The 14,941-nt window shown below is 37.7% G+C and carries 15 protein-coding genes; 8 read left to right on the forward strand and 7 right to left on the reverse strand.

The features are described from left to right. Nucleotides 1–49: 49 nt before the first annotated feature. Nucleotides 50–739 carry a phosphate regulon transcriptional regulator PhoB gene (phoB, locus tag GQR87_RS15335; RefSeq protein ID WP_158970812.1) on the reverse strand — a complete coding sequence of 230 codons (690 nt, stop codon included), beginning with the start codon at nt 737–739 and terminating at the stop codon, nt 50–52. Nucleotides 740–1,026: 287 nt separating this feature from the next. Between phoB and GQR87_RS15340 the strand changes: the two genes are divergently transcribed. Both GQR87_RS15340 and rdgC read left to right on the forward strand, forming a co-directional pair. Further along, nucleotides 1,027–2,748, forward strand: coding sequence for an ATP-binding protein (locus GQR87_RS15340; protein WP_158970814.1), 1,722 nt, complete (start codon nt 1,027–1,029; stop codon nt 2,746–2,748). A gap of 75 nt (nt 2,749–2,823) precedes the next feature. Next, nucleotides 2,824–3,729: a recombination-associated protein RdgC gene (gene rdgC / locus GQR87_RS15345; RefSeq protein ID WP_158970816.1), complete on the forward strand. Its 906-nt coding sequence runs from the start codon at nt 2,824–2,826 to the stop codon at nt 3,727–3,729. Nucleotides 3,730–3,784: 55 nt separating this feature from the next. Here rdgC and GQR87_RS15350 read toward each other — a convergent pair whose 3' ends face one another. From GQR87_RS15350 to folB, 5 genes are all read right to left on the reverse strand, one after another. Next, a complete protein-coding gene (locus tag GQR87_RS15350) occupies nt 3,785–4,621 on the reverse strand; it encodes an HDOD domain-containing protein (RefSeq protein WP_158970818.1) in 837 nt (278 codons plus the stop codon). Between the two features lie 867 nt (nt 4,622–5,488). Continuing rightward, complete coding sequence (locus GQR87_RS15355) at nt 5,489–5,860, reverse strand: histidine triad nucleotide-binding protein (RefSeq protein WP_158970820.1); 372 nt, start codon at nt 5,858–5,860, stop codon at nt 5,489–5,491. A gap of 11 nt (nt 5,861–5,871) precedes the next feature. Then, complete coding sequence (locus GQR87_RS15360; protein ID WP_158970822.1) at nt 5,872–6,672, reverse strand: undecaprenyl-diphosphate phosphatase; 801 nt, start codon at nt 6,670–6,672, stop codon at nt 5,872–5,874. Continuing rightward, entirely contained in the window at nt 6,669–7,190 is a 522-nt protein-coding gene (folK, locus tag GQR87_RS15365; protein ID WP_233267279.1) for a 2-amino-4-hydroxy-6-hydroxymethyldihydropteridine diphosphokinase, read from the reverse strand. The genes GQR87_RS15360 and folK overlap by 4 nt, the downstream gene beginning before the upstream one ends. After that, nucleotides 7,187–7,546 (reverse strand): dihydroneopterin aldolase, encoded by a 360-nt coding sequence (folB, locus tag GQR87_RS15370; protein ID WP_158970824.1) that lies wholly within the window; start codon nt 7,544–7,546, stop codon nt 7,187–7,189. The genes folK and folB overlap by 4 nt, the downstream gene beginning before the upstream one ends. 76 nt (nt 7,547–7,622) lie before the next feature. On the opposite strand from folB, the gene plsY reads away from it, so the two are divergent. Continuing rightward, nucleotides 7,623–8,219, forward strand: coding sequence for a glycerol-3-phosphate 1-O-acyltransferase PlsY (plsY, locus tag GQR87_RS15375; RefSeq protein ID WP_158970826.1), 597 nt, complete (start codon nt 7,623–7,625; stop codon nt 8,217–8,219). 5 nt (nt 8,220–8,224) lie between these two features. On the opposite strand, the gene tsaD is transcribed toward plsY, so the two are convergent. After that, entirely contained in the window at nt 8,225–9,238 is a 1,014-nt protein-coding gene (tsaD, locus tag GQR87_RS15380) for a tRNA (adenosine(37)-N6)-threonylcarbamoyltransferase complex transferase subunit TsaD (RefSeq protein WP_158970828.1), read from the reverse strand. 220 nt (nt 9,239–9,458) lie between these two features. On the opposite strand from tsaD, the gene rpsU reads away from it, so the two are divergent. The 5 genes from rpsU to GQR87_RS15405 all read left to right on the forward strand — a co-directional run bounded on the left by rpsU (nt 9,459) and on the right by GQR87_RS15405 (nt 14,930). Continuing rightward, entirely contained in the window at nt 9,459–9,674 is a 216-nt protein-coding gene (rpsU, locus tag GQR87_RS15385) for a 30S ribosomal protein S21 (RefSeq protein WP_006991319.1), read from the forward strand. Between the two features lie 95 nt (nt 9,675–9,769). After that, nucleotides 9,770–10,231, forward strand: coding sequence for a GatB/YqeY domain-containing protein (locus GQR87_RS15390; RefSeq protein WP_158970830.1), 462 nt, complete (start codon nt 9,770–9,772; stop codon nt 10,229–10,231). Between the two features lie 150 nt (nt 10,232–10,381). Beyond that, nucleotides 10,382–12,148: a DNA primase gene (gene dnaG / locus GQR87_RS15395; protein WP_158970832.1), complete on the forward strand. Its 1,767-nt coding sequence runs from the start codon at nt 10,382–10,384 to the stop codon at nt 12,146–12,148. Nucleotides 12,149–12,431: 283 nt separating this feature from the next. Continuing rightward, nucleotides 12,432–14,267 (forward strand): RNA polymerase sigma factor RpoD, encoded by a 1,836-nt coding sequence (rpoD, locus tag GQR87_RS15400; protein ID WP_199271628.1) that lies wholly within the window; start codon nt 12,432–12,434, stop codon nt 14,265–14,267. Between the two features lie 198 nt (nt 14,268–14,465). Continuing rightward, on the forward strand, nt 14,466–14,930 hold the full coding sequence (locus GQR87_RS15405; protein WP_233267280.1) for a hypothetical protein: 465 nt from the start codon (nt 14,466–14,468) through the stop codon (nt 14,928–14,930). Nucleotides 14,931–14,941 lie beyond the last annotated feature (11 nt).

Below are 14,941 nucleotides of genomic sequence, written 5' to 3' on the forward strand. Positions count from 1 at the left end.
ACGCCTGAAACTCAGACCTTCTTTTTCTAGTTAGTTAATTAAACATGTCTTATATTTTCGTGGAATACCGGTAGCCCGCACCTCTTACAGTTTGAATCATATTTTCGTGAGAAAAGACTGACAATGCTTTACGTAACCGGCGAATATGCACATCAACTGTTCTATCTTCTACATACACATTGGTTCCCCAAACATTATCTAATAGCTGCTCTCGGCTATAAACACGTTCTGCATGAGTCATAAAAAAGTGTAATAACTTGAACTCAGTTGGTCCCATTTCTATAGGTGCTTCATTTGATGTCACTCTATGGGAAACAGGATCCAATCTTAAGCCTTTAAATTCAATTGCATCTTCACTGGAGGTGGGTGTAACACGTCTAATAACAGCTTTCACTCGAGCCACTAATTCTTTAGGCGAAAAGGGTTTAGTAACATAATCATCAGCACCCGACTCTAAGCCTCGAATTTTGTCTTCTTCCTCACCCTTAGCTGTCAACATTATGATAGGGATATCTCTAGCGTATTCATGCTGTTTCAATTTTTTAGCCAATTGAATACCTGTTCCACCGGGTAACATCCAATCGAGTAAAATTAAATCAGGATAAGGTTCAACTATTTTATCCAAAGCAACTTGGAAATCTTCAGCTTCAATTGTTTCATAGCCCGATTGCTCAAGAACAAATTTCAACATATCCCTGATCGGTGCTTCGTCTTCTACTAATAATATACGTTTGGCCATGCTTAAATTCCTTAATACTTCAGGGCACCGATTATTCATACTTTTTATGACACTTTTATTAAACTTATCATTTAAGTGTAATAAACATGCATATATTCCCAAATTAGCAGCAACAACCGCTAATTTTTCACTTAATTACAAAATCTCTTTCACGAAAGAGGGAGCCAACAAAAATAAAATTACTATGTTACTGATTCATTTAATGTCTGTTCTTGTTTATTTTTTTTAATACGCATATTCTGTACGGTATCAGATTAAACTTCTTAGCTAAAGGATGCCCATTAGATATGTCTAGCGTAAACAAAGGATTATCAAAAAAACTTCTCGCTAGAGTATTATCTGTTTATTTTATTCTTACACTTATTGTTACCACAGGCCAAGTTTTCACTGAGTACTTAAATACTAAAAGTCATATCGAAGGTGAACTACAAACCTTAAAAAACACCTTCAGCACAAGTTTAACTCGGGCAATATGGGAACTGAATACCCCTCAAGCCAAATCAATTGCTGTTGGTTTAATGGAACTGCCTATTATTGAAGGTGTACAGATACGCGATGAAAATAGTAAATATATCGCAGACTTAGGCCGTACCTCTAAACTTATCGATGAACCCATTACCAAAGGTGTGGTAAGAGACCATTCGGGCAGTACTTTTGGTTACAGCTTCCCGCTTATTTTTGAATTTTCTGGGCGTACATCTTTGGTTGGTGACGTTACCTTGTATTCAAGTATTGATATCATTTTTAGTCGTATCGAAGTGGGTATTTTCTTTTTAATTGGTAATGCCATTGTTAAAACTGGCTTTTTGGTATTTCTGTTTATGAGTGCCTTTCGTACCATGTTAACCAATCCGCTGAATGAACTTTCTCAACAGATTTCTGATTTCCATCTAGAAGATCCAGAATCTTCAAAATTAGACTTAGGCATTTCAGACAATAATGAATTAAAACTTCTAGAAACCTCATATAACAAACTGATCGACGAAATGATTATTTATCAGGCAAAGTTATCCGGTGCACAAAATGCATTAAAGGAAGCCAATAAATTATTAGACGAGCAAAATATATCATTGGAAGAAGAAGTTGCTAAGAAAACCGCAACCTTGAGCAAAATAATGTTGGACTTAGAACAACAGAAAGATGAGTTATTAATCAATCAAAGAGAATTACGTCAAGAAAATGAAAATCGTAAATTTATAGAAGACGAATTACGTAATCGAAACTCTGAGCTGGCTAAGTCTATGGAAACAGTTAAATTAGCCAAAGATCAATTAATAGAATCAGAAAGAATGGCTTCTCTGGGCGGTTTGGTTGCGGGTATTGCACACGATGTTAATACTCCATTAGGAGTCAGCATTACTGCTACTAGTTTTTTACAAGAGCGAATCAGTAAATTACAAACTGCTTACGAAGAAAAGAGTTTAACTGGTAGCACAATGTCAACATTCATCTCTGACGCCCAACAAACAGCAACCCTTCTGACAAATAATTTGAACAGGGCCTCTGACCTTATTTCTAGCTTTAAACAAGTGGCCGTTGACCAAACTAGCGAAGCAGAACGTGAAATTAATGTCAGTCAATATTTAACAGAAGTAATACAATCTCTAGCGCCTAATTTCAAAAAGACTAAACATACGATTAATGTCAGTTGTCCAGAAGATCTGACCTTCACTTGTGCACCTGGTGCCTTAGCACAAATTTTCACTAACATGATAATGAACTCTCTCATTCACGGTTTTGAAAATATCGAGAAAGGCTGTATCGATATTGAAATCAGCCAGGATGAAGGGAATTTAATAATTAATTATTCTGATAATGGTAAAGGTTTAATATCAGACACATTAGACAAACATTTTGATGCTTTTTTTACTACTAAAAGAGGCAAAGGTGGAAGTGGCTTAGGCACCCATATAATGTACAACCTAGTGACTCAGACATTAAAAGGTGACATCAAAGTACATAGTGAACCAAACCAAGGTTTACAATACAAAATAAGCCTACCTGTATAGCGAGGACGAAGGATTCCTGCTACTCTTTCCAGTCTTTTGTTTTACTCCTAAAACTAATTATAGTGGATCCAATATATGTGGTTTAAAAACCTGAAGCTTTACACACTCACCCAAGATCTAGATATTACTGAAGAGGATTTAGAAACCAAATTAGCTGAATTTAAATTTCGTCCTTGCGGTAGTCAAGAAATAGCCACCATGGGATGGGGTTCTCCTTTCAATCAAGGTAAGACGCTTATCCACGTAACCGCAGGACGAATTTGGTTAACCCTGAAAAAACAGGAGCGTATATTACCTGCCGCAGTAGTGAATGCTGAACTAGCAGATAAAGTCGCGTTAATAGAAGCCGAAACAGGCTCTCCAGTGGGCAAAAAAGCTCAACAAGATATTAAACAAGAAATCATTCAGCGATTATTACCACAAGCATTCACCAAAAATAGTTTTACCCATGGTTTTATTTCTTGGAAAGATAAATTAGTCGTAGTTGATGCCTCAGCAGATGGCAAAGCCGAAGCATTTTTGGCCATGTTACGTAAAGCAATTGGTTCGTTACCAGTCATACCTATGGCTAGACAATCAATACAAGGTGAATTAACGGCTTGGCTAAAAGATGATTCAGTCCCTTCTGATATAGTTATATTAGAAGAAGCAGAATTAAAAGCCCTAGAAGAAGATGGCGCTATTATTCGCTGCAAAAATCAAGATTTATACAGCGATGAAATTTCCAATCATTTAGCTGCCGGAAAATCAGTACAAAAAATTGCTATTGAATGGAATGAAACTTTACAAGCAATCATTCAAGAAGATTTAAGTATTAAGCGGCTTAAGTTTACAGATGTAATAGTTGAACAAAATGATGATATTCCAAAGGATGATCAACTAGCTAGACTAGATGCAAATTTTGCTTTAATGTCAGGTGAAATTGTCAGGTTTGCTGAACGATTAAAAGTAATATTTCAGTTGGATAACGAACAAGAATAAAAAATAGTGAATCTATAGCTAGTATATAAATACCAGCTATAGATTCAATTTAACCTTAGGCAAATATCTGTTTCGCATTTTCACGTAATTCAATAAAATCATCTGACAATAAATCTGTAACGTCTGCAACAATACCTTTTTTAACCGCTGCTTCAAGCACTTCATCTTTATGCTTATCAAGACGTCCACAAACCGCGGCGCCAATACGAACAAGATCGAGATAAGAGACAGCTTCAGTTTGTACTGACATATCATTAAAGTGTGCAGCGACTTCTATAAACTCAGGCTCAAACCCCCACTCTTTCATAATACTAGAACCTATCTTTCCAGATAATTTTTGAATGGCAACTTCTAAAAAAGTAGGATTTGCAAATACCTCAGAATGCCGCTCAGCCTCAGTTAAAATGGGTAAAATACCGATATTATTAATTAACGCAGCTAACATCATTGATTCCAATGAAAGCGAACGATTTTTAGTATGTTTAATATGAGTTTGTAAAACGGCCAACGAACTAGCCACTACTTCAATAGTGTCAGCCCACGCTTTTTCCATATAAGCTTTTACCACATCATTTTTAGAAACAAATAATTGTTCCATCGCTAATGCAGTAGAGATATTTTTAATTTGGCGAAGACCAATACGAGTGACCGCTTGTGCTGTTGACGTCACTTTAACAGCACGCCCCAAATAAGCACTATTTGATATTTTGATCATGCGAGCACAGAGTGAAGGATCTTGTCCGAGGACATCGGCCATAGCATTTAAATTTATATTAGGATCATCGGCAGCTCGCCTAACTTTAAGTGCAATAGCAGGGAGAGTCGGCAATACCAAAGTATCGTTATTTATTTTTTCAACCAAGATGGTTAATAATGCATTTTCTGTAGCCATGTAATTATCCGTATCCTGTGAACAGCCGAATATAAATCAGCTAGTCATATTTATTTTGTACTATTTAAGTTTATGTCCTACTGGATATAAACTGAGATTACGCGAGCTTCCCGTATCCAATTTTAGTTCACTTAATTAATCTGAAAAATACAAACAGATTTGAACGAATGGATAAATCTGGAAGAGTTTAAATGCTAGCATATTTTTTGATACTAACTAGCCCTCATAACCCCATAAAACGCTAAATATTTGCTATATATTGCATACTATCCAATATATTCCTTCAGAATAAGGATATAAATCGGAAACCTTATAGAAATTCTTTCTACAATAATATTTTGCGCAATCTTCAGCTTATTTTTTCATGTAATAAAAGTAATCTTCTATTGATACTTTATTCAATAAGATTTTAACATTTCAAGCAGATGGAGATTATAAATAGGTAGATAAATTAGTGCCCTAATTTGGGTTTATTAAATCTGAATTACAACCAGACTTAAATAAATTAACCCAAATTTCAATTCACCTTGATATAGACTTTAAACAAAGGCTAGAAGTTCTAGGATTATAAAAATAAAATAGTAGATTTAAAGAGCTTAAGATGACAAGGACTGCTCATGCAGTCCTTAGTAAACCTGAGTTCGAGATAAGCCGAGCCTCTCAACACCCCTCTTTTGGCGCCTAGCGGCATTGGCTCTTCTAACAATAGTCCGCTATTTCATACGAAAATGCGCCTTGCTATCCACAAAAATTTCGTCTTCAGGGATGCGTTGATATAAACTAAAATGAATGTGTATTTGTACCCAGTTGAATTTTAAGTGTGAATTAAATTGACACTTCTTAACCCGAGTTCAGGATAGTTATTATTTAATTTTCACTAACTTTCAAACGCTCTTGATACGGTGGCCAGCCTAACGTTTTCCCCGCCAACACATGTAAATGAATATGGTAGACAGTTTGTCCGCCATGCTCGTTACAGTTCATCACGGCACGATAGCCATCTTCTGCAAAGCCCTTTTCCTCAGCAATTTGTGCAGCTACCCAATATAAATGCCCTACCGTTGCCTTATCTTCAGGCGCAATATCGTTGATGGTAGCTATCGGCTTTTTAGGAATAACCAAAAAATGTATTGGAGCTTGAGGGTTAATATCACTAAAGGCTAACGCTAATTCATCTTCATATAAGATTTCAGCCGGTATTTCTTTATTAATAATTTTAGTAAATATGGTATCAGACATAAGAATTCCTTTTATAACAACACAAACAGTAATAAAGCTACGCCTAAGATCAAACGATAAATCACGAAAGGCAACATACCAATTTTTGAGATCCAAGCTAAAAATAGATAAATACAAGCATAAGCGCTAACAAATGAAAATACCGCCCCAAATAATAGTGCTTGCCAATCGACTCCATTCGGCTCTTGTATTAAATCAACAGTGGCTAATAATCCGGCCCCTAAAATGACCGGAATAGATAATAAGAATGAAAACCTTGCGGCACTGTCTCGATTAAGCCCTAACATCAGCCCAGCGGTCATAGTGATACCAGAACGAGACGTCCCGGGAATAATAGCGATGGCTTGGGCAATACCAATAATCAAGGCGTTTTTCCACGTTATATGAGTAATATTCTTAGCTAGCGTTGCTTTTTTATCGGCGTACCAAAGTAATAAACCAAACACAATAGTCGTCGTTGCAATAACCAAGGCAGAACGACCATACACTTCGATATAATCTTTTAATAAAAATCCAAATATCACTGCTGGAATGGTGGCTAAAATGACCCACCAAGCTAACTTACTGTCTGCAGATTGATTAGCCGTAAACCCTTTACTTAACCATGCAACAGTTAGTCGAGCTATATCTGCACGGAAATAAATCATCACAGCTAACAAGCTTCCTACATGTACTGCCACATCATATGCTAATCCTTGGTTATGCCACCCAAAAACTTCAGAAGGTAGAATTAGGTGTGCAGAACTAGAAATAGGCAAAAACTCAGTCAAACCTTGGATAATTGCCAAAATAATAATTTCAAATAATGTCATGATTCAGTAGAGCTCCATTCAAATGTAATCACCCAAAGGTGTTGTCGGGTTTTGTCATATTCCTGCCAAAGACTGGCATAAGATTTTTTTACTATAGGGTGGATAAGATCACCCGCAATTTCTGCCAACGGTTTTAAAACAAAAGCGTTATATAATATTTCTGGGCGAGGTAATTCTACTGGTGATTGCATAACAAGTTCGTCATATAACAAGAGATCTAAATCTAAAGTACGAGGAGCAAACTTTTGTTCATTTCGTTGACGTTTATTGTCTTGTTCTATCTGCTTAAGTATTTTACATACTTGCTCTACAGGTAAAGATGTATGAGCTTTAACAACCAAATTATAAAAATTATTACCGGTAAAACCTACAGATTCACTTTCGTATACAGAGGATAATTGGAGCGGTCCAAAAGCTTGATACATGCCTTGTAACCCAGCCCTAGTATGTTTTTCTTTATCAAGGTTACTTCCCACACTAATATAAATCTCATGTGTATCGCTATTAAGCACACTCACACTGCTCGCTCCCGCGTAAACTCTACTGCAACATTCTTTGCATTGGCCAAAATGTCAGGTTTGCTTAACTTTAATCGAGCAATCTTCACTGCTGGAAATGACTTTAAGATACAATCAATTAAATGACTGGCTAGTGCCTCAATTAGTTTAAAATCACAGCATTTAGCCTCATCCGCTAATGTTTGTGCCACCAGAGCATAATTAAGCGTGTCGTCAACATTATCTGAATGAGCAGCAATAGATAAATCTGCTTGTAACTCAATATCGAGTATCAGTCGCTGCTTGTTTTTTCTTTCCCAGTCATACACGCCAATCAGCGATAAGACCTCTAGTCTTTCGATATGAATTTTATCCATTTGTGATCCGCGCTGCATTTTATCTTAGATTGTTATATTCTGGCTGAATTGTAACTCATTCTTTTAGCACAAGTACATGACAGCACTCACAATATTCATGTTTGCATTTGCCTATCTGCTTGGTTCTGTATCAAGTGCTATTTTGGTGTGTAGATTATTTGCCTTAGGCGATCCTAGAGAGCAAGGTTCAGGTAACCCAGGCGCCACAAATGTATTAAGAATTGGCGGAAAATTACCTGCTGCCTTAGTATTAATATTTGATATTTTAAAAGGTACAGTACCAGTATGGGCTAGTTATTATTTGGGCTTAGACCCTGTATATCTAGCTTTTGTTGCTGTCACCGCATGTTTAGGCCATATGTTTCCAATATTTTTTGGCTTTAGAGGTGGCAAGGCCGTTGCAACAGCTTTTGGCACTATCTTACCTTTAGGCTTAGATTTAGCATCCCTGCTTATTTTTTGTTGGGTAATAGTATTATATATATCAGGATATTCTTCGTTAGCCGCAATTATTACCGTTAGTTTAGCGCCACTTTTAACTTGGTTAATCCAACCTGAGTATGCCATGGCAGTAGCCATTTTAAGCGGCTTAATTATTCTTCGCCACAAAGAAAATATAATCCGTTTGTTCTATAAGCAAGAAAGCAAAGTACGACAGAATAAGCGAAAGTGAACCAACTAAATGGCGGGTAAATCCTCTAAAGACCATCTAGGTTGAGCTTTTGTACTTAACGATTCAGTTTCGCCGGCTTTTAACCTTTGTAATCCCGCATAAGCGATCATCGCACCGTTGTCAGTACAAAATTCTAATCTAGGATAAAACACTTCACCATTGATACTTCTCATCATATCAGCCAGTTGAGTGCGCAATTGCTTGTTAGCACTTACTCCACCAGCAATCACTAAACGTTTAAGTTTGGTTTGTTTCAACGCCCTTTTACATTTTATCGCTAACGTATCCACCACAGCTTCTTGAAACGCATAAGCAATATTAGCATGAGTTTGTGCGCTACCATCACTGGCTCGAATAGTATTAGCAGCAAACGTTTTTAAACCACTAAAACTAAAATCTAATCCAGGTTTCGTGGTCATAGGCCGTGGAAATTGATAATGCCCTGCTTCTCCTTGTTCGGCCAATTTAGCTAATAACGGCCCTCCTGGGTAATCTAAACCCAACAACTTTGCAGTTTTATCAAAGGCTTCACCTGCAGCATCATCTACAGATTCTCCTAGAACTTGATATTGACCGATACCATCCACTCTAACCATCATAGAGTGGCCACCTGAAACTAATAGCGCAATAAAAGGAAAAGATGGTACTGGTTCATCTAGCATAGGTGCAAGCAAATGGCCTTCCATATGATGTACACCCACAGCAGGCAAATTCCACGCATAAGCCAAACTACGGGCAACCGACGACCCCACTAGTAAAGCCCCTACCAAACCAGGCCCTTTCGTAAAAGCAATGCCATCTAAATCTTTTTCGGTGCAGTTAGCTTCCAATAATGTCTGCTTTATTAAAGGAATGATTTTTCGCACATGATCTCTTGATGCTAATTCGGGAACTACCCCACCATAATCAGCATGTAACTTTACTTGGCTATATAATTGATGTGACAATAACCCTTGATGCTCATCATAAACAGCAACACCAGTTTCATCACATGAGGTCTCGATTCCTAATACTCGCATAATATTTTTAATAATTTACAGATTAAACTGCTGGCATTTTACTGTTCTGAAGTGAAAGCGCCAATTTAAAATTAAATTTGTTTGAAGATATTCACTTTTTAACCTAACAAGGCTTTACTTCTGCTGTGGATATGATTAGAATTCCGCACCATTTTTAACCGAGCTGGTTACTTTTATGTACCGGTCGATATAATTAATATATTTTTGAGGTAAGAGTTTAATGCCAATCGTTAAAGTTAGAGAGAACGAACCTTTTGATGTTGCATTGCGTCGTTTTAAACGTTCATGTGAAAAAGCAGGTGTACTTTCTGAAGTTCGTCGTCGCGAATTTTTTGAAAAACCTACTTGGGAACGTAAGCGTAAGAAAGCTGCCGCTAAGAAACGTCTTTTGAAGAAGTTATCTCGCGAAAACGCTCGTCGCATCAGATTGTACTAAATCTCTTCTGAAGCGCGTTATTTGTATTTAATTATGAAACACGCGCTTTAAGTCGTTTTATCACACATCCTTTTTACGTTTTCGATGAGTCATACATGTCTTTATTAGATGATTTAAAAAATGCACAAAAAGATGCTATGCGCGCCAAAGATAAAGTTCGTCTTGGTACTATTCGCATGGCTTTGTCTGCCGTAAAGCAACATGAAATCGATGGACGTACTAATCCCGGTTATATTGCTTTAGACGATGATGGTATTCTTGCTATTTTAATCAAGATGATAAAACAGCGAAAAGATGCAGCCAGTCAATACGAAACTGCAGGTCGACAAGACTTACTTGACATCGAACTAGCAGAAATTGTTATTTTGCAAGGTTTTATGCCTAAAGCCCTTACTGAGGCAGAAATAGATTCTTTAATTGTTCAGGCAATGGAAGAAACTAGTGCTACTGGAATGCAGGATATGGGTAAAGTCATGGGCTGGTTAAAACCAAAAGTTCAAGGCAAAGCTGATATAGGCCAACTTAGTAGTAAAATAAAAGCTAAGCTTAACGCTTAAGTTATATCAGTACACTATATAGCATTCTACAAACCGCACTCAGTTGCGGTTTGTTTATTTAGGGCGCTAATATTTAAATTAGTGTCGAAGTTTATACTGACAATATGGCATCATACTCCCCGATTTTATTGTATTGCTTGAGAAAATTACATGTCTGGCCGTATCCCTCGTGAATTTATAGATGACATCATCGCTCGAACTGACATAGTAGAGTTAATAGACAGTCGTGTTTCTTTAAAAAAAGCAGGCCGTAATCACCAAGCTTGTTGTCCATTTCATAATGAAAAAAGTCCTTCTTTTACTGTCAGCCAAGACAAGCAGTTTTATCATTGTTTTGGTTGTGGCGCGCACGGTAATGTTATTTCGTTTTTAATGGAATTCGACCGATTAGAATTTCCTGAAGCCATAGAAGAATTAGCTCAATACCACAGTATAGAAGTTCCCCGAGAAAAAGGTGGAGCTCCAGCTCTAAGCGCAGAACAAAAACAGCAAAAAGGCAATGATTACGAGTTAATGGAAAAGGTGGCAAAATACTTTTCACAACAACTCAAATCCCATCCAGAAAAAAATAAAGCAGTAGATTATTTAAAAAAACGTGGATTAAACGGCGAAATAGTTAAAGCGTTTGATATGGGCTTTGCACCACCAGATTGGGATAGTGTACTGAAAACATTTGGTATCAATCCAACATTTCAGCAGCAACTACTCGATCTAAAACTTATCACTGAAAATGATAATAGACGACGCTACGACTTTTTCCGTGATCGCATTATGTTTCCTATTCGTGACAAACGTGGTCGTGTTATAGGGTTTGGTGGACGAGTACTAGATGATGGCGGCCCCAAATATTTAAACTCCCCTGAAACCAGAATCTTCCACAAAGGCCATGAGTTATATGGTTTTTATCAAGCTAAACAAGCACATAGAAATTTAGCCAAAGTCATAATAGTCGAAGGTTACATGGATGTGGTTGCATTAGGCCAATTTGGTATAGATTACGCTGTTGCCTCCCTTGGTACAGCGACTACGCCAGAACACATTCAAATGTTGTTTCGCACTACCAGCGAAATTATTTGTTGTTATGATGGTGACCGTGCTGGACGAGAGGCTGCTTGGCGTGCATTAGAGAACGCACTCCCCTACCTAAAAGATGGCGTGCAAATGAAGTTTATGTTTTTACCTGACGGTGAAGATCCTGATACTTTAGTACGCAAAATTGGTAAAGAAACCTTCGAACAAAGACTGCAATCAGACTCAGTACCTTTATCTAAATTTTTCTTCAACAATTTACTGCAACGCCATCATGTAAGCAGTAACGAAGGAAAGGCCGCATTAAAAACTGAAGCCATGCCATTGATAGAGCAAATTATTGGCGACAATATTCGCGCCAGTTTGATGGCTGATTTAAGTAGTCATATGGGAGACCATAATAAATATAAGTTAGAAACCGATATTGCTAAGGCCAACCAACACAAAGGTTTAGCAAAATTAGATTTTAAAACGCCAAACAAAAGTACTATTTCTCCGGTTCGCATGATGATCCGCTTATTACTTGATGATCCGAGCTTGGCGATTAAGTGTGCCTCTGCCGATCCAGCCCCCTTAATCAATGCCCCTATCCAGGGCATGGCCATGTTAAATGAATTATTTCAATTTTGTAAAAGTAAGCCCTCGGCCAATACAGCTCAAGTACTTGAACACTTCAGAGGGCACCCCGCCAGCCCGCATTTAGCGAAGCTATTAGCTTGGGAGTATGCAGAGCAAAATCAACAATTAGTATTTGAAGATAGCTTTACTAAATTACTTGATTGGCACTTACAAGGGCGAATGGATGAATTATTTGCTAAGTCTAGAACAAGTTTTTTAACTGATGGAGAAAAACAAGAGCTCAACCTACTTGTAAAAGAACAAAAATAACCCAATATAAATACACTGTTGTCATTTGATGCTAATTTCAGCTTAGTTCACTAGATACTTAAGCCAACGACCAATCATAAAACATTGAATCGAACGAAATTCATACACCAAAGCGCAACAGACTCTAGCCGTAGGGTAGCTAAGTCTGCTATACTGGCTAATTCGCTCAGGTCGGTTTATATATCATAGATAGGCTAAGCAGTTAAACAATTACGATGTAAAATTTTTCTCTAAAAAGAAGAGTTGTACGAATTTTAAATTAATTCAAGAAGTGTAAGGTTATATGGTGCAAAGCAAGCAGTCGCAGATAAAACTCCTCATTGCTAAAGGTAAAGAACAGGGCTATTTGACTTTCGCGGAAGTTAACGACCACCTTCCACAAGATATTGTCGACTCTGATCAGATCGAAGATATCATCCGCATGATTAACGACATGGGCATCAAGGTCTTTGAAACAGCCCCTGATTCAGATGAACTTTTGATGCAAGAAAGTGACACTGATGAAGAAGTCGCAGAAGCGGCAGCACAGGCTCTTGCCACTGTAGAAAGTGAAATTGGCCGCACAACTGACCCTGTACGTATGTATATGCGTGAAATGGGGACAGTAGAACTGCTGACTCGTGAAGGCGAAATTGTTATCGCTAAACGTATCGAAGAAGGCATCAATCAGGTTCAATGCTCTGTTGCTGAGTATCCAGAAGCTATCACCCATTTACTTGATCAATGGGATCTTTTTGAAGCAGAAGAAATTCGTCTAAGTGACATCATCATTGGATTTGTTGATCCAAATGAACAAGATGTTGCACCTACAGCCACTCATATCGGTTCTGAACTTTCTGAAGAAGAATTAAAAGACGAAGATGGCGACAGTGACGAAGATGATGAAGACGAGGAAGAAGAAGATACTGGACCAGATCCAGAACTTGCTCGCGAAAAATTTGGCGCATTACGTGTACAATATGAAAAAGCCCGTGATGTGATAGATGCCAAGGGGCGTTCACACCCTGACGCAAGAACTCAAATTCATGAATTAAGTGAAGTATTCAAAGAATTTAGATTAACTCCTAAACAATTTGATCGCATGGTTAAAAATATGCGTAGCATGATGGACCGAATTCGTGTTCAAGAACGTATTGTGATGAAACACTGCGTTGCTACAGCTAAAATGCCTAAGAAAGATTTCATAAAAGCATTTGCTGGTAATGAAACGACTACCGATTGGTTGTTTGAAATTCTGAATTCTACCCTTCCCTATGCTGAAGAAATGAAAGTACATCAAGAAGAACTTGAGCGTGCAATCAGCAAGATGAATACAGTAGAAGACGAAACAGGCTTAATCATAGCCGATATCAAAGATATTAATCGTCGCATGTCTATTGGCGAAGCCAAAGCAAGACGAGCGAAAAAAGAAATGGTTGAAGCCAACTTACGTTTGGTTATCTCTATTGCGAAAAAATACACAAACCGTGGATTACAATTTTTGGATCTTATCCAAGAAGGTAACATTGGTTTGATGAAAGCGGTTGATAAATTTGAATATCGTCGTGGTTATAAGTTCTCAACTTATGCAACATGGTGGATACGTCAAGCAATCACTCGTTCAATTGCTGACCAAGCACGTACAATACGTATCCCAGTGCACATGATTGAAACAATCAATAAACTGAATCGTATTTCTCGTCAAATGTTACAAGAAATGGGCCGCGAGCCAACACCTGAAGAATTGTCAGAACGTATGTTAATGCCAGAAGACAAAGTCCGTAAGGTATTAAAAATTGCCAAAGAGCCGATTTCAATGGAAACTCCTATCGGTGATGACGAAGATTCACATTTAGGTGATTTTATCGAAGACAGCACCATAGTGCAGCCTTTAGACTCTGCCACTGGCGGTAGTTTAAAAGATGCCACGCAAGAAGTGCTTGCTGGTTTGACAGCTCGTGAAGCAAAAGTCCTCAGAATGCGTTTTGGTATTGATATGAACACTGACCATACGCTTGAAGAAGTTGGTAAACAATTTGATGTAACACGTGAACGTATTCGTCAAATCGAAGCCAAAGCTTTGCGTAAACTCCGTCACCCTAGTCGCTCTGAGCAATTGAAAAGTTTCTTAGACGAATAGTCTTTTATCATAAATCTAGAATATTCAAATGCCAGACAGCTCTCACTGCCTGGCATTTTTGTATCTGACTTCCCCCCTTAGTTCTGCTCATTACCCCCTACTTTGTTAATTAATCAGTCCATGTAATAATAAAAATACTTTCCCTGACTTTATTTAAAAATCTTGCTTAGAAAATCACTTATATTTACCGTCTTATCAATGACTTTGGCTTGCAGCAAAGAGGTCCCTTCAGATCCTGCATGCCGTGTCGATGAACAACAAAGTTTAGCTCCAGCCGAAGCTGTATGTTTGATAAAATTAAATGGCAAACTCATTGCTGTTAAAAATAATAATATGGAGAAATGGGATTTACCTAAAGATAAACAACAGGGTAATCTCAGTGCTCAATGTACCGCTCATCAAGCCGCTTGGAAAGCCACAGGGCTCAACGTTGAGATAGGTCAACTTCTTTGGGTTGATGAAGGTAACACCCACTATTTTACATGTCTTGCTAGTAGCCAATTTTCTAGTACTCAGCAAGATTTCCCTGTACCACCATGGGCTAATCATAAAATTGAAAAAATAGGCTTATTAGATCCTTTTGCCACAAGAGACGAAGATTGGGAGCCACGGTTAGATGTCATCAAATTGAGGGAAGCTTTTACTCAGATAGAGTCCTACTAGTTGCTTATCAC

It is taken from the genome of Paraglaciecola sp. L3A3 (genome assembly GCF_009796765.1).
Taxonomy (GTDB): domain Bacteria; phylum Pseudomonadota; class Gammaproteobacteria; order Enterobacterales; family Alteromonadaceae; genus Paraglaciecola.